Source organism: Arsenicibacter rosenii, assembly GCF_001870735.1.
In the GTDB taxonomy this organism is placed as follows: Bacteria; Bacteroidota; Bacteroidia; order Cytophagales; family Spirosomataceae; genus Arsenicibacter; species Arsenicibacter rosenii.
Genome location: NZ_MORL01000014.1, coordinates 14,526 through 34,106, shown reverse-complemented (window position 1 = coordinate 34,106; position 19,581 = coordinate 14,526). Strand labels below are relative to the sequence as shown.

General features: G+C 44.6%; 18 protein-coding genes. 2 read left to right on the top strand and 16 right to left on the bottom strand.

From position 1 onward, the window contains the following. Positions 1 to 30: 30 nt before the first annotated feature. The 16 genes from ftsZ to rplM form a co-directional block, all read right to left on the bottom strand. Positions 31 to 1,494: a cell division protein FtsZ gene (gene ftsZ / locus BLX24_RS20760; protein ID WP_071505124.1), complete on the bottom strand. Its 1,464-nt coding sequence runs from the start codon at positions 1,492 to 1,494 to the stop codon at positions 31 to 33. A 78-nt stretch (positions 1,495 to 1,572) separates the two neighbouring features. Further along, positions 1,573 to 2,940: a cell division protein FtsA gene (gene ftsA / locus BLX24_RS20755; protein ID WP_177225883.1), complete on the bottom strand. Its 1,368-nt coding sequence runs from the start codon at positions 2,938 to 2,940 to the stop codon at positions 1,573 to 1,575. After that, a complete protein-coding gene (locus BLX24_RS20750) occupies positions 2,937 to 3,710 on the bottom strand; it encodes a cell division protein FtsQ/DivIB (protein WP_071505123.1) in 774 nt (257 codons plus the stop codon). The genes ftsA and BLX24_RS20750 overlap by 4 nt, the downstream gene beginning before the upstream one ends. A gap of 37 nt (positions 3,711 to 3,747) precedes the next feature. Next, on the bottom strand, positions 3,748 to 5,133 hold the full coding sequence (gene murC, locus BLX24_RS20745; RefSeq protein WP_071505122.1) for a UDP-N-acetylmuramate--L-alanine ligase: 1,386 nt from the start codon (positions 5,131 to 5,133) through the stop codon (positions 3,748 to 3,750). Beyond that, entirely contained in the window at positions 5,130 to 6,221 is a 1,092-nt protein-coding gene (gene murG / locus BLX24_RS20740) for an undecaprenyldiphospho-muramoylpentapeptide beta-N-acetylglucosaminyltransferase (RefSeq protein WP_071505121.1), read from the bottom strand. The genes murC and murG overlap by 4 nt, the downstream gene beginning before the upstream one ends. Positions 6,222 to 6,256: 35 nt before the next feature. Next, positions 6,257 to 7,423 (bottom strand): FtsW/RodA/SpoVE family cell cycle protein, encoded by a 1,167-nt coding sequence (locus tag BLX24_RS20735; RefSeq protein WP_071505120.1) that lies wholly within the window; start codon positions 7,421 to 7,423, stop codon positions 6,257 to 6,259. 39 nt (positions 7,424 to 7,462) lie between these two features. Then, positions 7,463 to 8,827: a UDP-N-acetylmuramoyl-L-alanine--D-glutamate ligase gene (gene murD / locus BLX24_RS20730; protein WP_071505119.1), complete on the bottom strand. Its 1,365-nt coding sequence runs from the start codon at positions 8,825 to 8,827 to the stop codon at positions 7,463 to 7,465. A gap of 131 nt (positions 8,828 to 8,958) precedes the next feature. Then, entirely contained in the window at positions 8,959 to 9,291 is a 333-nt protein-coding gene (mscL, locus tag BLX24_RS20725; RefSeq protein WP_071505118.1) for a large-conductance mechanosensitive channel protein MscL, read from the bottom strand. 76 nt (positions 9,292 to 9,367) lie between these two features. Beyond that, positions 9,368 to 10,324 carry a DUF3078 domain-containing protein gene (locus BLX24_RS20720; RefSeq protein WP_071505117.1) on the bottom strand — a complete coding sequence of 319 codons (957 nt, stop codon included), beginning with the start codon at positions 10,322 to 10,324 and terminating at the stop codon, positions 9,368 to 9,370. Further along, the gene (locus BLX24_RS20715; RefSeq protein ID WP_071505116.1) at positions 10,321 to 11,184 is read right to left on the bottom strand and encodes a mechanosensitive ion channel family protein; all 864 of its coding nucleotides are present in this window, start codon (positions 11,182 to 11,184) and stop codon (positions 10,321 to 10,323) included. The genes BLX24_RS20720 and BLX24_RS20715 overlap by 4 nt, the downstream gene beginning before the upstream one ends. A 17-nt stretch (positions 11,185 to 11,201) precedes the next feature. Next, the gene (locus tag BLX24_RS32770; RefSeq protein WP_177225882.1) at positions 11,202 to 11,378 is read right to left on the bottom strand and encodes a hypothetical protein; all 177 of its coding nucleotides are present in this window, start codon (positions 11,376 to 11,378) and stop codon (positions 11,202 to 11,204) included. Position 11,379: 1 nt separating this feature from the next. Further along, complete coding sequence (locus BLX24_RS20710; protein ID WP_071505115.1) at positions 11,380 to 11,988, bottom strand: RNA polymerase sigma factor; 609 nt, start codon at positions 11,986 to 11,988, stop codon at positions 11,380 to 11,382. 180 nt (positions 11,989 to 12,168) lie between these two features. After that, positions 12,169 to 13,002 carry a translation elongation factor Ts gene (gene tsf, locus BLX24_RS20705; RefSeq protein WP_071505114.1) on the bottom strand — a complete coding sequence of 278 codons (834 nt, stop codon included), beginning with the start codon at positions 13,000 to 13,002 and terminating at the stop codon, positions 12,169 to 12,171. A 159-nt stretch (positions 13,003 to 13,161) separates the two neighbouring features. Further along, positions 13,162 to 13,983, bottom strand: coding sequence for a 30S ribosomal protein S2 (gene rpsB, locus BLX24_RS20700; RefSeq protein WP_071505113.1), 822 nt, complete (start codon positions 13,981 to 13,983; stop codon positions 13,162 to 13,164). Between the two features lie 152 nt (positions 13,984 to 14,135). Next, positions 14,136 to 14,522 carry a 30S ribosomal protein S9 gene (gene rpsI, locus BLX24_RS20695; RefSeq protein ID WP_071505112.1) on the bottom strand — a complete coding sequence of 129 codons (387 nt, stop codon included), beginning with the start codon at positions 14,520 to 14,522 and terminating at the stop codon, positions 14,136 to 14,138. 14 nt (positions 14,523 to 14,536) lie between these two features. Continuing rightward, the gene (gene rplM, locus BLX24_RS20690; RefSeq protein ID WP_071505111.1) at positions 14,537 to 14,980 is read right to left on the bottom strand and encodes a 50S ribosomal protein L13; all 444 of its coding nucleotides are present in this window, start codon (positions 14,978 to 14,980) and stop codon (positions 14,537 to 14,539) included. Between the two features lie 171 nt (positions 14,981 to 15,151). On the opposite strand from rplM, the gene BLX24_RS20685 reads away from it, so the two are divergent. Both BLX24_RS20685 and mfd read left to right on the top strand, forming a co-directional pair. Further along, positions 15,152 to 16,081 carry a DUF72 domain-containing protein gene (locus tag BLX24_RS20685; protein ID WP_071505186.1) on the top strand — a complete coding sequence of 310 codons (930 nt, stop codon included), beginning with the start codon at positions 15,152 to 15,154 and terminating at the stop codon, positions 16,079 to 16,081. A 95-nt stretch (positions 16,082 to 16,176) separates the two neighbouring features. After that, positions 16,177 to 19,542, top strand: coding sequence for a transcription-repair coupling factor (gene mfd / locus BLX24_RS20680; RefSeq protein ID WP_071505110.1), 3,366 nt, complete (start codon positions 16,177 to 16,179; stop codon positions 19,540 to 19,542). Positions 19,543 to 19,581: the final 39 nt, after the last annotated feature.

Sequence of the window (19,581 nt, the reverse complement as noted above, 5' to 3'; positions counted from 1 at the left end):
TCTCTGTTTTACCCGCTACGTTAATCGTTATTAATCATTGAGCCGTACTCTGATCAGTTCATGATCCGGTACCAGCATCATATCGTGTAATACCACTTTATGTCTCAGATAAGCCGGCGAATCCATATCAAAGTCCTGATAACGGCCTTTGGCCTGGATAAACACGCCCAGCATTCGCTGAATTTGTTCGTTTACTTCCTGCTTTTCTTCTGACACATATATATCCGTCAGAACAGGTTCTTGTGGAACAACGTTCACTTTAGGTGCCGGTTGTGGCACATAAATAGTTGTTCCTCCGTTAGTTATTGTTGCCGGCTGTTTAACACCTGACAAATCGATAACGGGATGACCATTGACGGGCTTATGTTGCAGATTGACAGGCGAAGGCTCCTGAGCCGTAACCTGTGCAGGGGTTGACTCAGTAACAACAGCTTCTTCAAATTCAGCAACATTTTCGGGCTCCGGTTCTGGCTCCGGCTCTACAGCCGGGGTAGGCGGTGGTACCGGCAGGCTGATTTCTCCGTTTGTATCAAACCCGGCGGCAATAACCGTTACCCGCAGTTTAGGTCCCAGATTCTTGTCGAAGATGGCACCCAGTTTAAACATACGGGCTTCCGAGCCGATTTTTTCGATGATATAATTGGCAATTATTTCCTGTTCATCGACAGTTGCCTCATATTCTTCGATTTCGCTGGAAGCGATTGTCAACAGAATTCGCTTGGCACCACGGATATCACGGTCGTTCAGCAACGGCGAATTCAGGGCATTCTGAATAGCCAGCAATGCCCGGTCTTCACCTTCTGCTTCAGCAGCCCCCATTACGGATTGTCCTGCTTTTTCAAGGACTTTTTTAACGTCCATGAAGTCCGCATTGATATCACCACGGGTTGTGATAATTTCGGCAATACTTTTTACGGCCGTTGCCAGTACATTATCAGCATGCGCAAATGCCTTCCGCATAGGTAACTTACCATAAAGTTCGGCAAGTTTATCGTTAAGTACAACTAAAACTGTATCGCAGCTTTTCTTTAATGCTTCGATACCCCGCATTGCCTGTTCTTTTTTATCCAGTCCCTCGTATCGGTTAGGTGCCGTTACAACCGCAACGGTCAGCAAACCCATTTCGCGGGCCAGTTCAGCAATTACCGGAGCAGCACCAGTACCCGTACCACCACCCATACCGGCCGTGATAAATACCATTTTGATTGGCTCCCGGAGCAGGTTCCGCAATTCCTCGATACTGCTCAGTGCCGACTCTCTGCCGACCTCGGCATCCGTACCAGCTCCTAAACCCTGCCCAAGCTGAATTCTTGTCTTTACAGGGCTACTCAAAAGCGCTTGCCGGTCTGTATTACAGATGGCAAATTCAACGTCAGCTACGCCCATTTCGACCATGTGCTTGACCGCGTTGCTACCAGCGCCCCCAACCCCGATTACCTTAATAATCGGGAGATTATCATTTGGGATGTCAAATGTATATCCGTGATCCAGCATATATCAATAATGGCGTATACCCTTTATTTTAAGTGTTAATGTTCTGTCAAACATTTGACATTATCTTTCTTCTACTTGTTATTCGTAGCGATCTGAGTCCGGATTATAGTTATCACCCGTCAAAAAATCGCGTATTGCGCCAAAAAGTCCGCGCTTTGGCGGTTCTTTTGGTTTCTCTTTGGGTGCAGGTTTCGGGGTGGGCGCCGTAACTCTCGGCGGCTCCTCCACAACCACGCGGCCCGGGTCACTGAAAAAGGAAATACGCTCATCAACTTGCTTAAATCCGGCCCAGACCAGCCCTAAAGCAGTTGCATAAGCCGGATCACTGACCAGATCAGCACGGGCATTCCGTTCCAGTTGATCAGGATAGCCGATACGAATATCCATACCCGTCACACGGTTAAACACCCGCTCAATACCTGGCGTCGATGCGGTTCCTCCTGTCAGGACAATACCACCAAGCAGTTTATGCTCATAGCCTGCCCGAACAATTTCAGCCTGCACCAGTGCAGCCAGTTCCTTCAGCCGTTCTTCAATTATAATTGAGACGTTCTTGAGCAACACATCTTTGGGTGGCCGGTTTACTAATCCGGGTACGGAAACAACCTCATTGAATTTATAATCCGTCGGATCGGCTGTCCCGAATTTGGTTTTCAGTATTTCTGCCTGATTAGGCAGTACCTTACAGCCTACCTCAATATCATCGGTCAAACTCCGGCCTGCCCATGGCAATACAGAAACAAACCTGAGTACATTCCGGTGATAGATAGCAATATCAGTCGTCCCTCCGCCAATGTCAACCAGGGCTACACCTGCCCGTTTTTCATCTTCCGTCAAAACCGCCATTCCGGAAGCCAGCGGTGAAAGCAGGATCTGCTCCCGCTGTAAACCACCTGACGCTCTCTCCAAACACTTACGTATGTTAATAGCAGCAGCCACAGGAGCCGTAATTATCTGAAATTCAGCACCTAACTTCACTCCGTTTCTACCAACCGGATCTTCGACTCCGGGTTCATTATCCACGGTAAAATCCATTGGCAATACATGCACAATTTCTTTACCCGGAGAAACCGGATTCCGGTACATATCACCCAATAAATGATCAATATCCAGCGAGGTTACCTCATCTCCCGGCGAACTCCGCGTAATATTTCCATTTTGTTTACGGGCTTCAATATCTTTACCGCTAAAGCCGACATTAACCGCACCAATGTCAATATCCGATTGGTTACCGGCTTCTTCAATCGCCCGGTTAATTGCTTCAACAGTTCTGTTAATATTAACGACAGCCCCTTTTGCAACTCCTTCCGACTCCACTCTCCCAACACCTAAAACCTCAAGAGTTGCGTGATCTTTATGACGAACCATACGCCCGGCAACGGCACAGATTTTTGTGCTGCCGATGTCGAGCCCTACCACGATCTTATCATCCATCAACGTTGTCATTCGCACACAATTTGGTTACGGTATTGAACATTTACCCGCTTATATCCTTCAGCGTCCTTCAGTGAAAGAACGTGTTTATAAAATAACTTCAGTTTTTCGAGCTTCATCGGTATGTCTGTCGGCTGACCAAGTTCAAACTGCTGACTGCCGTACTGCGGCCACATAATGACATTACGTACCTCATCAACCGATACCTCAGTAATTAACGCACGCCAAAAAGGATCCTCTTTGAGTGCTATCAGCAAATCCAGTACTGGCTGACTCAACGAATCCTTTAATGTACTTCTGTGGCTAAAATACGTTCCTTTCAAAAGAGGTACTCTGGCCGTATAATTCATTGAAACCGGGAAAAACGTACCGGCTTCACTCACGTAATTTCCCTCAACATAGCCGTTACGGCCATCGAGGGTCAAAAGTCGTGCAACCGGAACGGGCTCAGTTATAGTGACTATTAAGTTTCCGAAAAGGTCACGTGATACCTGACATTTTTCTATAAATCCGTGTTGCAACAGCCGCTTTTCCAGTTTTCTAAAATCTAAGCTACTGTATGGTTCTCCAACAATAGGGTCTGTGCCCTGATTGGTCAGATACCCTTTTATGTCACGCTTTGTGATAAACCGTTTTACACTCTCATCTGTAAACTCAATAACAATGGATTTACAGGTCTTCTGCTCTTGTTTTATTTCGGTAAACGCGATCAGAAAAAAAAGTGCAATAATTCCCGCCAAAGTGAACAAATAGCCTGGTTTTAGCTTAAATGTAGAAAACATCTGTAAATAAGCTAAGTAAGGAGACCAATATTTTTATCTATTGGCTCGTTAATATATCCTTTAGATCTGGTAACATTTGATCTATATCTCCCGCACCTATTGTCACTAAAAGTGAAGGCTTTTCACTTTTTACGATCGTTAGCAACTCCTTTTTACTACATAATTGCTTCTTTTCTGCAGTAATTTCCGCAAAGATAATATTAGACGTAACGCCTTCTATTGGTAATTCTCTCGCAGGATAAATATCCAGCAAAAATACGCTGTCAGCAATAGACAGGCTTTGCGCAAACTCCGGGGCGAAATCCCGTGTTCGGGTAAATAAGTGCGGCTGGAAAACCGCCGTTAGCTCCCTGTCCGGGTATAATGCCTTAACGGATGTCAAAAAAGCGTCTACTTCTGCCGGATGATGGGCATAGTCATCAATCAGCACGTGAGCATCCGTCTCAACAATGTATTCAAAGCGTCTTTTTACACCACGATACGTACTTAACGCTTCACAGATTGTATCCGGTCCGACTCCTAATGCAAGAGCTACAGCACCAGCTGCAATTGCATTTTCTACATTATGGAACCCGGGTACAATCATTTTGATGGATGCAATGACACCGCCAGGGTACACTAAATCAAAAACAAACCGGGCATCCTCTATACGCAGATTCTTACTGAAGTAATCACCTTCGTGCAGGGAATACTCATAAACAGTTGCCTTTGTTTTATCTTTTAGCAACAAGCCTTTTTTCTGAAACAGAACACCTTCCGGCTCAATCTGGCTCACATAGGCACTGAATGATTCCAGGACGGCATTTTTATCCCCATAAATATCCAGATGGTCTGCATCCGTTGATGTTACCACGGCTATATTCGGATAAAGGGTCAGAAAAGACCGGTCAAACTCATCCGCTTCCACTACACAAACGACCGATTTTAAATCTTCTGTCGGTTCGTTCAATAAGAAATTGGTTCCGTAATTTTGGGTAATACCTCCGAGGAATGCAGCACTGTTTACCTGCGCCACCCGGAGGATATGAGCGACCATTGACGACGTCGTGGTTTTTCCATGTGTCCCGGCAATGCCTGCTGTACGCATCTGCCCTGCTAACAAACCTAATACCTGTGACCGCTTTTGAAGCGTAAATCCGTTTTCGGTCAGATATAGTAGCTCCCGATGTGTTTTCGGAATAGCAGGCGTATAAATGATCAGCGTCTCATGAGGATTAGCCAGAAAATGTTCCGGGATTAAATCAATGTCATCTTCGAAATGAATAGACATTCCTTCTTCTTGCAAGGTTTTTGTTAAAGCGGTCGGAGTCCGGTCATAACCGGCAACCTCAAATCCGTTAATACCGAACCACCGGGCTAACGCGCTCATTCCGATCCCGCCAATCCCTAAGAAATAAACATACTTTATCGTATCCAGACTCATTTGGCTAATCTGATTACCTCCTCTGCAATTTCACGTGCAGCATTTGGTTTACCTAATTGCTTAATATTATGTTTTAACTCAGCACATTTAGCATTATTTCCTAAAAGCTGAATTGCTTTATGCACTAATTCAGTACGGGCTACCTGATCTTTGACAAGTAAAGCTGCATTTCGTTCAACCAGGCTCATTGCATTTTTTGTCTGATGATCTTCGGCGGCCGTCGGCAAAGGCACCAGAATCGCCGGCCGGCCAACCAGACAGAGCTCAGAAACTGACAGAGCGCCGGCTCTTGACACTACGACATCGGCTACGGCATAAGCCTTATCCATTTCGTAGATAAAGTCAAAAGGCCTGATCAAATCCGTTTTTGCTTCAGCAACAGCCATCCGGGCACGATCAATAAAGCCGGTGCCCGTTTGCCAAAGTACCTGTATACCGGCCTTAACAAAGGCAGATATACCCTGTTCTATACTTTCATTTAATGTTCTGGCTCCCTGGCTGCCACCAATCACCAATACCGTGGGCAGGTCTGGTTTTAAGGCAAAGAACTGTCTTCCTGTATCAACCTGCTGATCGGCAAACTGAATGTCTTTACGCACCGGATTGCCGGTAAGTTTTATTTTATCGGCCGAAAAGAAAGTATCCATTTCCGGATAAGCCACACAGACTTTTTTTGCCCATCTGGCTAATACTTTATTGGTCAATCCGGCATACGAATTTTGCTCCTGAATTAAGGTTGGAATTCCGGCCAGCGAAGCGGATAATAAGACAGGTCCGCTGGCATAGCCCCCGACACCAACTACTACATCCGGCTTAAAGTCACTGACTACGGCCTTTGCTTTTAACAAACTACGCCCTAATTTGACGGGAAAAACCAGATTAGTAACAGTAAGTTCTCTTCTTATACCTACTACCGGCAATCCAATAATTGAGTAGCCTGCTTTAGGTACCTTTTCCATCTCCATTTTTCCTTCTGCGCCAACAAAAAGAATTTCTGTTGATGGATTGATTGATTTCAGTTCATTGGCAATGGCAATAGCAGGGTAAATATGCCCGCCTGTACCACCTCCGCTTATGATTACTCTCATGCAATTGCTATGCTTTTTTGCTCTGAATCAGCTGTTTAAATTTTACTCTCATCTACTTCATCCTTGCTAACGCTGATAACGATACCAATCGCGATTCCAGTAAAGATCAATGATGTACCACCCATACTCAATAACGGTAACGGTTGTCCCGTCACCGGAACTAATCCAACAGCTACAGCCATATTTACCATAGCCTGCAAAACTAAACTAAATGTTAGTCCCGCGGACAATAATCCGCCGAAAGGACGCGTACTTATTCGCATGGCGCGCATACCACGAGCCAGCAACCAGACATAGGCAGCAACGGTAAGCACTCCTCCCCACAAGCCGTATTCTTCGACAATAATGGCAAATATAAAATCAGAATAAGGGTGGGGAAGTGTATTTCGCTGATGACTGCGGCCCGGGCCCTGGCCTTGAAGCCCGCCGTTGGCTAAAGCAATAAAGGATTGGTGGCTCTGAAAAAGCTGGCGCTTCGCCTCAGCTTCATCAGCTTTGCTCCGCTTTTGCTTTTGGGTATCCCCAAAAAATGTTTTTACACGGTTTATGGCCGTTGGTAAACGTTGCCCGACAGCCAGCGCAAGCCCTCCGACTACGACGCAGAAAACAACCATGCCCATCAGGTAAGAAAAAGGTACCCGTCCGATAAACATGAGCAGAAAGCAGGTTACACCCAATAGCAAGGCTGTTGATGTATTGGTCAGGATAATCAGGGCGCAGATAATACCAATCCAGCCAATCATATTAACCAGTACCTTGGGTTCATACTTTACCCGCTGCCTTTTAGCCAGCATAGCCGCCAGATTAGCAATCAATGATAGTTTAGCCAAATCCGAGGGCTGAAAAGTCTGATTAATGATTGGGATGGTAATCCAGCGGGAAGCATCATTTGCATTTACGCCTTTGAAATAGGCCCACAAAAGCAACGGAACTGAAAGCCACATGCCAAACTTCGACAGCCGTGCATAATAGACATAGTTAATTTTATGGGCAAAATACATGCACACGAGCCCCGCCACAACCAGTGATGAGTGTTTAAACAGATACGATTCTGTATTCCCCTGCATTTTCTGAAACGCAATTGTCCCCGTGGCGCTATAGACTACCAGAACACTCATGATAGACAAAAACAGTACAATCCACCAAATCTGGCGATCGCCTTTCAGATTAATTTTTAACCAGTCTCCAATCGAGAAAGTCATATGGTTCTTGCGTTATCCAGCTCTTACGCTACTATTTAATTACTTCCCCGCACTTGCCTTGGCTGCTTTTTTGACGGCTTCTTTAAACTGGTCTCCCCGGTCTTCATAGTTTCTGAATAAATCGAAACTCGCACAGGCAGGTGATAACAACACCACATCACCCGGTACAGCCCACGTTAATGCCTTCTGAACGAGATCACTGACATCCTGTGTTTCAGTGATAGCCGGTATTTTTCCGGTATAATAGCTGATCAGTTTCTGATTATCTTTACCTAAACAGATCAATGCTTTTACTTTTTGCCGCACCGGCTCATCCAGTTGCCCATAGTCATTACCTTTATCCTGACCACCGGCAATCCAGATGGTTGGAGCCGTCATGCTTTCCAGCGCATAATACACCGAATCAACGTTTGTTGCTTTTGAATCATTAATGAATTGAACACCGTTAATTACGGCTACAGGCTCAAGACGATGCGCTGCATTTTTAAAGCTCATCAGGCCTTGTTCAATAGCATCTGGTTTCACGCCAACTGTTAAAGCAGCCAATGAAGCAGCCAGCATATTTACTATATTGTGTTTGCCTTTTAATGGCAGCAGATTTACATCAATCGTTAAGGGTGATGTACCATCAATTGATGCAACTAACGTCTCATTTACCAGGTATCCGCCGGTGGCAACTCTATTTAACAGCGAAACAGGCAGTTTTTTAACATCAACAGAACGGCTGGTAAGCCCATCTTTAATGACTTCACTGTCGTCAAAGTAGATAAAGTGATCATTCGGAGTCATATTCTGTAGAATACGGAACTTGGAATTTACATAATTTGAGAACGTATATGCATACCGATCAAGGTGGTCAGGCGTAATATTCAATAAAATTGCCGTATGCAGATGCGTTCCGAACATCCCGTCAAGCTGAAAGCTACTTAGTTCAAGAACATAATAATCGAATTGGTCGTCGATAACCTGCTTTGCGAAGCTATCGCCGATATTACCGGCTAAGCCAACATTCAAACCGGCCTCTTTTAAAAGGTGATAGGTGAGTAACGTTGTCGTAGTCTTGCCATTACTACCCGTAATACCAATCAGTCTGGCCTTCGTATACCGGGCAGCAAACTCAATCTCTGAAATTACCGGAATACCAGCCTGAACTAACTCAACTACTAACGGTACCGTATCAGGTATACCCGGACTTTTTACAACTATATCAGCTTCTAAAACGCGTGTCTTAGTATGGGTTCCTTCTTCAAAATCAATGGAAGCTTCTTCTAATGCACGTTTGTATGAATCTTTCAGAGATCCACGATCAGATAAAAACACACTGTAGCCTTTCGCTTTTCCAAGCAAGGCAGACCCGACTCCACTTTCTCCACCGCCCAGAATAACCAATTTCTGCTTTTCCATACCTGACTATACGATACACCGATGACTGTAATGCGCACTAAATAGCCGATCAGGCTAAATGCGCATCAAAATTAATGTAAATAAAAAAGCCCCGTCGAAAAGACAGGGCTTTTATCATCAGGTAATAACTACTATTCTTTCGGAGCCATTGAGTTTGATAGCCTCATTTTGTTGGCAGCCTTTACAATCAGGAAAATTACCCATGCCAGAATAACAAACTGAATTACCTGGTTGAGAAAGTTGCCATACCGTATCGCTACCTCGGCCTGGCCGTCTGCGGCCTCTTTCAGTACAACTTTCATCTCGCTAAAATCAACGTTGCCCAGAATAAGGCCCAATATAGGGTTGATAACATCCTCAACCAGCGAATTAACAATTTTTCCGAAGGCAGCGCCAATGATCACACCAACCGCCAGATCCAGCACATTGCCTTGTGCCATGAAAGTACGAAACTCTTTAAGCATAGTTTTTCAAGGTTTTAAGTTACTATGGAACGGTTGGTAAGTTATAGACTTATTTAATAAATCAGCGAAAGCAATGCTATTTTTTTCGGAATGTACTGATGTTGTAGGAAAGTCCGATTGCCAGTGTCTGCTGGATTTGTAATTTATCGGCAAAGTCTTTGTCATACAGTAAAATCAGGCCAAGTGTTGTACTCAGGTACTTACTTACCTTAGCCGTTAGTACAGCATCTAAGCGATGATCGATAGCATTTAGATTCTTATAATTTGCATACAATTGGTAGCGAGCATTGAGGCTTACATTTTCACCCAATTTTTTATTTAAAGCAACCTGCAACTGAAGTGCCAGCCACTCCATTCGTGTTGTTTTACCGGGATCGACGCCAAAAGCGGCTACATTCGGGTCCTTTACATAGATACCATTTACTTGCTTTACGCGCACATCAGCGTCATTAACTATAGTTAAACGCGGAGAAAATGGACTCAGACGAAGGGAAAACCAGTCATTCGGGCGGAAAGCAGCGCCCCAGGCAAGCGTTATCTGAGCAGGTGCCAGGAAGTTCGATACAAGTAAACGTTTCTGATCTGTTGCCAGCTTGTCATATCGATAACCGGGCGCAAAAAACGTATTAAACGTACCGGAACCGAATAACTCCATTTTTTTAGTCAGCTTATGACCTACGACCGAATTAATAAAAATCTGGTCCGCTGCTTTACGGGTATCGCCCCGCTGCGTTACGTAGCCTAACTGTAGATCAGCTGTGTTATCCCATGATGTCAGGCCTTTTTCATAAAGTGCACGGGCATTTACGACTGTACTTAGTGCGATTGAATTTATGCCTCCTCCGGTCCAGTTACTAAACGATGCCTGATTGAGATTAAGACCACCCGCAAATGACTTTTGCCAGTAGGTGGTATCTTTTCTGACACTCAATGTATCGGCAAAATTTGTTGTAATAACCGGTGATGTTTGTGCATTCGCTATAGAAGAAAGCGCAAGTATGAGTAGGGTAATTGATGGGTAAAAAAGCTTCATTTTAACAACTGTTCTGTTACGTTATCCGTTAGTTCAGGAAATATATCAACCCGTTTTGATTGGAGCGCCTGAAGCGGAAAAACCGACGTAGCTGCATCAGTCTTAAGGGTAATTGATGTATTATCCATTTTTGTGATCACTCCTTTTACGTCATCAATCTGAATGGTCTGGCCTTCGCTAAATTTATTTTTAGAGTAAAATGATGACAGGATATTGGCCATAACATCCCTTGAAGCATAGCCATAGCCGGCAGCAAACGCAAATATGATTCCACCAATCAGCAGATTAAAGCTGGACTCCAACAACTCGGTGTTGATGCCTGCCTGACCAAGTGCACTGATAATGGTAATAATCAGGAAGAAGAAAAACACAATCATTCCCAACAACTTACCAGACGCAATCCTGAATGTCTGACAAATAGAGATTACGGCCTTCTTCATGGCATCAGCCACCAGCACACCTATCTGGAGCATGATCGCTGCCGCAATTACTTTAGGTATAAAGTTTACCAGCGACAAAACCATATCTGAAATAGCTTTGACACCTAAGGTTTCTGTAGCGGCAGTGATAAATACAAGCAGAATAAAGTAATACAGCACTTTGGCAACAATCTCACTAAGCTTTATTTCTGTCTGTAGCTGTTTTATGAAGTCAATTTCATTTAGTTTATCACCTATTTTGTCAAAGCCAACACGCCCTAAGACATTCTTTACAACGATTGAGGACACTCTGGCAACTAAAACACCAATAAACAGGACGACAATAGCTCCGATTAATTTTGGAACAAAATCAACAAACTGATTAATGAGTGTACGAAAGGTATTAATTAAGATTTCTGTCAGGTTGGGTAGTTTTTCCATCTTTCAAGGCGTTTAGGTTAGGCGTCTTCCTGAGAATTTGCTAAAACAGATAAAACGCCAAAGAAGTCTCCGGCAAACAGTTCAACTACTTGCAAAGCATTCCGGATCAAATCTATTTCAGAAATGATTTCTGTTTTTAGATGGGCAGGGCAGCTGTCTTCAGGTTCCAGCTGTTTGAATACACTTTCTATCATTTTAGAACCATCGTACTGGGAACTTCGACGAAATCCATCTTAGTGTTACTAAAATTCCAAATACAACGCTTTCTAAATATCGCTTTTTCAGTTTGTCTTTTGCCCGTTTCAGACGCATTTTGACGGCACTATCTGTCAGATTGAGAATTTCAGCCATATCCCGGATTGTTACATCATCCTGATATTTGAGCAGGAGCAGGCTTCGCTCTTCAGTCGTCATTTTCTCCATAGCTTTCCGCAGGCCCTGGATTGACATCTCGGAGAGATCCAGATCATTGTCTTCATCGCTGTAGTTAAACAATCGTTCATGATCGTCATCAACCAGGACTTCAACATTTTTTTTACTTCGTACATGGTCCATACAGTGATTATAAGTTACTGAATATAGCCATGTAGAAAATCTCGACTGTTCCTTGAAGCCACCTAACTTAACAATTAGCTTCAGGAATATATCGTGTGTGAAATCTTCGGCCCTTGCAGGGTCTTTTGTAAAGGATAAGCATTTGCGATAAACTTTATCACAATAGCGGCTGTACAGCACTTCGAAATATTGATTTCGTTGTGTCTCTACGTACAGTTTTACCAGTTCTTCGTCAGTGTATGATTTCATAGGACAAGTTCTCCTATAAGACAAAAATTCATTCAAAAAGTAACGCCACGCTCCTATATTCTTTTCATAAATATTAAAAATATTAACGTTTGTCAATATTAGTTATCTCTTTTTCAAAAAGAAAGCCCGGACTGATAGTCAGTCCGGGCTTTCGTATACTAATAAAGATGTTATATTTATTTAACCGATAGCAACACGTTTGAATACAGAAACAGTCAAACCTTTGCTTGTTTTGTCAAGTAACTGAGCAATAGTCAATGAGTTATCTTTAACAAACTCTTGATTTAACAAGGTATTCTCCTTGTAGAATTTGTTCAGTTTACCCATAGCAATTTTTTCAAGCATGGCTTCTGGTTTGCCTTCTGCACGAGCCTGCTCTTTACCGATTTCGATCTCACGGCTGATGATGCTGGCATCAACGCCGTCTTTATCGATGGCAACCGGCTTCATAGCGGCTACCTGCATAGCTACGTCACGGCCTACTTCAGATACGTCTGTGCCGTTTGTATTCACAAGGCCTACCAATACACCTAATTTGCCGTTTGAGTGAATATAAGCGACCACTTGATCCGCTGATACAACCTCGAAAGAAACCACATCAATTTTTTCACCGATTTTACCCATCAGATCAGTGATGTGCTCTTGCAAAGTGCGGCCGTCGGCCTGAGTAACAGCTAATAATGCATCTTTGGTAGTAGCGCCTGATGCGGCAGCAGATTCCAGAGTCGCTTTTGCCAGTGACTGGAAATCAGCAACCTTAGAAACCGGTTCAGTTTCGCAAGCCAGAGCGACAACGATACCGCTCTTGCCATCTTCGCTTACCTGTGCTAAAACAGCACCTTCTGCCGTAGCATTGTCAGCACGCTTATCAGCGATTTTCTGACCTTGCTTACGCAGAATCTCTTTTGCTTTTTCGAAATCGCCGTCTGCTTCGGTCAGAGCCTTCTTACAGTCCATCATACCGGCTCCGGTTTCTTGCCGAAGTTTGTTAACGTCTGCTGCGGTGATTGCCATATTAAGTTTTATAAAATAATAAATTGTCGAAATTAACAATAAGCCAACAATAGGCTTTAAATTATAATGGAATAGCCCATAGCGGCTGGCTACGGGCTATTCTCAAAAGTTTACGATACAGGCATATTATTCTCAGATGCCTGTATCGGTAAACTCAGATTATTCTCCCTGCTCTGTAGCAACAGTTTCTGAACCTTCAGAAGCTTCAGCTACAGGTTGAGCAGCTTGACGAACATCTTCAGCACGTTTTGCTTCTTCTTCTTCCTGCAAACGCTGATCATCTTTATCCTGCTTACGTTCCATAAGGCCTTCTTCAATAGCCTTACCCATAGCAAGCGTGATCAGAGCGATTGACTTATAAGCATCATCGTTAGCCGGGATGGGGAAATCAACCAAATCCGGATTCGAGTTCGTATCACACATTGCAAAAACCGGGATACCCAGGCGCTTTGCTTCTGCAACGGCGATATGTTCCCGCTTCACATCAACAATAAACAGTGCCGCCGGCAAACGAGTCAGGTCGGTGATACCGCCTAATACGCGTTCCAGCTTATCTTTTTCGCGAGTCAGCGTCAAAAGCTCACGCTTTGCCATGTTACCGGCAGTCGCTTCGTCTTTCAACATTTTCTCAATAGTCTGCAGTTTTTTCAACGACTTGCGGATAGTCGCGAAGTTAGTCAGCATACCACCTAACCAACGATCCGTAACGTATGGCATTTTCAGACGACGTGCTTCTTCAGCAACGATCTCCTGAGCTTGCTTTTTCGTAGCCACAAACATCACTTTACGGCCTGAACGAACAATACCACGAATCGCGTTTTGAGCTTCCTGCAGGCTCGCGAGCGTTTTATTCAAGTCAATGATATGGATACCGTTCTTCTCCATGAAGATGTACGGAGCCATACGAGGATCCCACTTACGCGTAAGGTGACCGAAGTGCACACCTGCGTCGAGTAGGTCTTTATATTCCACTTGTGCCATTTTCTGTTAGTGAAATTGAAATTTTGAAAATTAGTTACGCAGCACCACCCGTCGGCAACATCTAAGGGCGGTCTGGACGATTTTTTAATACTTAATTCAGAATGAACAGGACCAATCTATCTGTTAAAAAGATCGTTTGCTCATTCCGGTGATTAACGTTTAGAGAACTGGAACCGGCGACGGGCCTTAGCACGACCGTATTTTTTCCGTTCAACCATACGGGAATCCCGTGTCAGGAAGCCTTCTTTCTTCAGGGCAGGACGGAACTCTGCATTTACTTCGCAAAGAGCCCGTGAGATTGCCATGCGAGTGGCTTCGGCTTGACCAGTAACACCACCGCCACGAACGTTTACTTTCACGTCGTATGCGCCCAGACCATTGATCGTAGCAAAGGGCTGGTTTGTGATGATCTGAAGAACTTCAGAAGGGAAGTACTGCTTGTAGTCTTTCCCGTTTACCGTGATGGCTCCGTTACCAGCTGTCATGTACACACGAGACACAGCTGTTTTCCGGCGACCAATGGCATTAATTCTTTCCATGTGTTTTGCGCCTGTTAGAATTTAATTTCTTTAGGTTGCTGAGCTGCATGCGGGTGTTCACCTCCGGCATAAACATACAGGTTTGTGAACAACCGGCGGCCTAAACGGTTTTTAGGCAACATGCCACGAATAGCGTGCTCAAGTACACGTTCCGGATGTTTTTCCAACAGCAGACGTGGCGTAGCAAAACGCTGACCACCAGGGTAACCAGTGTGACGTACGTACACTTTGTCTGTCAGTTTCTTGCCGGTCAGACGGATCTTGTCAGCATTGATAATGATCACGTTGTCTCCGCAGTCAACGTGTGGTGTAAAATTCGGCTTGTGTTTGCCGCGAATCATGAAGGCAACCTGGCTGGCCAGCCGACCCAGCACTTGTCCTTCTGCGTCAATCACAACCCAGTCTTTTTGCACCGTCTCTTTGTTAGCGGAGATGGTTTTATAACTGAGTGTATTCACTGTTTGTATTGATAATTGGTTGATTTCGAATTAATTGCTAAGGGCAATCTGTTCCCGCCCAAAAACGGGAGTGCAAATATAGAGGTTATTGTGCTGAAAAACAACTATTTTCAACTTTTTCAGTTAAGGGTTTGTTGTTCTGTAAAAACAACCGGTAACCTCTCCGCTGCTATGGAATTTGGAAAAACCACTAATCTGGACGCCATAAACCCCGTACTTCCGCCCGGACCGGCTTTTAATGCCAGAATCTGGACGGCTGTCGAGCGAACCAGTCATCCTGAAATTTTTATAGGTGGCCCGGTTTGGGCCAATAAGCAATATGTCGGTAAAATTTATCCCTCTACGGCTAAAGAGAAGGATTTTTTACACCATTATGTGCAGCAGTTTAATACAATTGAGCTCAATCTCACTCATTATCAGATTCCGACGGAAAGCATGATCGACAAGTGGAAAACCGAGGCCCGTACTTCACCCTTCCGGTCCGGATTTACATTTTGTCCTAAATTCCCGCAGACGATCAGTCATGAACGCATGCTGCTCGCTACTGAATTTATTACCGAAGAATTTGTCAGTGCGATTTTATCCCTTGAAGAGTTTCTGGGCATGTCGTTTTTACAGCTCCCGCCAACGTTTTCACCTGATAAATGGCCCGTTCTTGAAAGCTACCTGAAAAGTCTGCCTGACGAATTAAATGTAGCCGTCGAGTTCAGACATCCCGATTGGTTTAAACGTTCGGAGGTCTGGCAACATACCCTTGAAAAGCTACATGGCTTACACCGGCATGTGGTCATTACTGATGTCGCCGGCCGGCGCGATGTGCTGCATATGGGGCTGAGCAGTCCTGTTCTGACCTTACGCTTTATTGCCAATGAAGGCCATGAATCTGACTATACCCGAACTGATGCCTGGATTCAGCGGTTAAAAACCTGGCTCGACAAAGGCTTGCAGACAGCCTACATTTTCGTTCATGGCGGAGGCGATAATAACGATACTGCTCCTGAATTGATCCGATACTGGATCCGTGAATTAAACAAACATTGTGGGCTAACCTTAAAAGAGCCAACTTTACAACCTCAAGTTATTCAGGGAAATCTGTTCTGAACAACATTTCTCTGTAATATCGGTTAACTTTTTGCCGCGTAGATTGCGTCTCCGCGGCTTTTTGTGCGTTCGTTATCACATTAACTAAAGGTATTTTGAAACCGGAAGAATTAATTGGGCTTTATGCTGATGACAGCTTCATTCAGCTACTTGCCGAACCGCTGATACATCCTCCCGGTGAGCCCATGCGGTTACAGATTAAGGGATTAGTCGGTAGTATTGATGCCGTCCTTGCCTCAGCTATTGCCAGACTTACTACTGGAAATCAGCTTTTTATCTTAAATGACCGCGACGAAGCTTCTTACTTTTATAACGACTTACAAAACCTGACCGGAAAAGACGTTCTGCTCTTTCCCATGTCTTATAAAAAGCCTTATCAGTACGAAGAAGTTGAAAATGCAAACGTATTGATGCGGGCCGAAGTACTGAATAAACTTAATGCAACAGCCAAACAAAACCTCCTTATTGTTACTTATCCGGAGGCATTATCTGAAAAGGTAATTAACAAACGATCTCTTCAGGCAAACACGTTGACGATCCGTGTCGGAGACCGGCTGGATACGAATTTCGTTTCCGAACTTTTGCAGGATTACGAATTTGAAAAAACGGATTTCGTTTATGAAGCAGGACAGTTTTCGTTAAGAGGTGGCATTATCGACGTTTTTTCGTTTGCTACCGAGTTTCCGGTCCGGATTGATCTGTTTGACGATGAAGTAGAAAGCATCCGCTTTTTCAACCCGGAAACACAGTTATCCACAACCAGTGTCGACTTTATCAACATTATTCCCAACATTCAGACCAAACTGATTCAGGAAAGCCGGGAACCCTTCTTCGATTTTCTACCGGAAAACACGTATGTCTGGCTCAGAGATGTGGATTTCGCCCTGGATATTGTGGATAAGTGCTTCGAAAAAGCAGAACAAAGTTTCGAAGCGGTATTGGCGGGCAGTGGTGGTATAAAAGTCGTTTCTGATCCGAATCAGCTTTTTGAAACGCGCCGTTCCCTCCTTAATCAACTGAAACAATTTACGACGGTTGAGTTTGGGCGTAAGTTTTATTTTAAAACCGATACCAGGCAGCTTTATCAGGCCAAAGCCCAGCCATCATTCAATAAAGACTTTAAGCGCCTTGTTGAAAATCTGGCAGAAAATCAGTCAAAAGGATTCACCAACATCATAGCCGCTGAATCATTCAAGCAACTGGAGCGCTTGCGGACCATTTTTGATGAATTGGATCCGTTTGTCAAATTTCAGCCGCTGAATATCGGGCTGCGTGAAGGCTTTATTGATGAATCCCTTAAAATAGCCTGCTTCACCGATCATCAGATTTTCGACCGGTATTTCAAATATCGGGTTCAGGACAAATTCTCAAAATCAAAGGCACTCACGCTCAGAGAATTAAAAACGCTGCAACCTGGTGATTATGTGACGCATATTGATCATGGGATAGGGCGTTTTGCCGGCCTGGAAAAAGTAGACGTCGGCGGTAAAATGCAGGAAGCGATCCGGCTTATCTACCGGGATAATGACGTTCTGCTGGTCAGTATTCATAGCTTACACAAAATTGCCAAGTATAGTGGCAAGGAAGGTGGTCCGCCGACGATGAGTAAACTGGGTTCGCAGGAATGGGAGCTCAAAAAATCACGGGTTAAGAAGCAGGTAAAAGATATTGCGAAGGAGCTTATTTCGCTCTATGCCAAACGTCGGCAGGCGCCGGGCTATGCATTTAGCCGCGACAGTTTCCTGCAGGCCGAACTCGAATCTTCGTTTATTTACGAAGATACGCCGGATCAGGCCAAAGCAACCGCCGATGTCAAGGTCGATATGGAGCAACCACATCCGATGGACAGGCTGGTATGCGGTGACGTTGGTTTTGGTAAAACCGAAGTAGCTATACGGGCAGCGTTTAAAGCCGTTTCTGATAATAAACAGGTAGCCGTTCTGGTGCCGACTACGATTCTGGCGATGCAGCATTACCGGACGTTTTCCGAACGTCTGTCTGATTTTCCGGTTAAGATTGAGTATATCAACCGGTTTCGTACAGCAGGTCAGATCAAAGACATTCTGAAAGAAACGGCCAATGGCCAAATCGGCATTCTGATCGGGACACACCGCATTGTCAATAAAGACATTAAGTTTAAGGACCTGGGCCTGCTTATTATTGATGAAGAGCAGAAATTTGGTGTAAAAACAAAGGACCGGCTCAAAGAAATGCGGGTAGAAGTGGATGTTCTGACGCTGACGGCCACCCCAATTCCTAGAACACTGCACTTCTCGCTGATGGGTGCCCGCGACTTGTCTGTCATTGCCACGCCGCCGCCTAACCGTCAGCCGGTTACTACAGAAGTGCATACATTTAGCGAAACCGTCGTGCGGGATGCTATCAGTTACGAATTGCGCCGTGGCGGACAAGTCTTTTTTGTACACAATCGGGTAGGCGATATTGAATCAATCGGGAATCTGATTTTACGGCTGGTTCCGGATGCCCGCGTGTGTGTGGCACATGGTCAAATGGAAGGAGAGAAGCTGGAAAAGGTCATGACCCGATTCATAGAAGGTGATTATGATGTACTGGTATCGACGAATATTATCGAGTCGGGCCTGGATATTCCTAACGCCAATACTATTCTGATTAATACAGCCCATATGTTCGGGATGTCGGATCTCCATCAGATGCGGGGTAGGGTAGGGCGTTCCAACCGAAAGGCCTTCTGTTATCTGCTGACTCCTCCGCAGTCATCACTGACATCGGATGCCCGCAAGCGCCTGCAAACGCTGGAAGACTTTTCTGATCTAGGGGAAGGGTTCAAAATTGCCATGCGTGATCTTGATATCCGCGGGGCCGGAAACCTGCTTGGAGCCGAACAAAGCGGATTTATCAACGATCTGGGCTACGAAATGTATCACAAAATTCTTGATGAGGCCGTACAGGAACTGCGTGAAAACGAGTTTAAAGACCTATTTTTACCAGATTCAAATCCATTTAAGGCGGCCGTTCCGGATACCGTTATCGAAACCGATTTACAGGTTGTGATTCCTGAAAAATACGTATCGAATATATCGGAGCGTTTGTCGTTATATACTCGGTTAGATAATATCCGGAATCAGGAAGAACTGGCTGCCTTCCGCAAAGAAGTTGAGGATCGGTTCGGACCGCTGCCGGAAGAAGTTGAAAACCTGATTAAGATGGTGAACATTAGGTGGAAAGCCGAAAGCCTTTACCTCGAAAAACTAACCCTGAAGAATAATATCCTGAAGGGGTACTTCGTTTCTTCCGAGAATGGTTCCGGAACGGCGGAACGTTTCTTTCAGTCAGAGCAGTTTGGCAAAGTTATTGATTACATCAAACTGAATCCACTCAAGTGCTCGCTGAAAGACGTCAAAAACCGGCTGATTTTTACGCATAGCAACGTTTCTTCGGTCGTACAAATGGATGAAGTGCTGACAGCATTAACGGATTAGTTATCAATATTACATACTTTTGCAATTCCGACTTACACA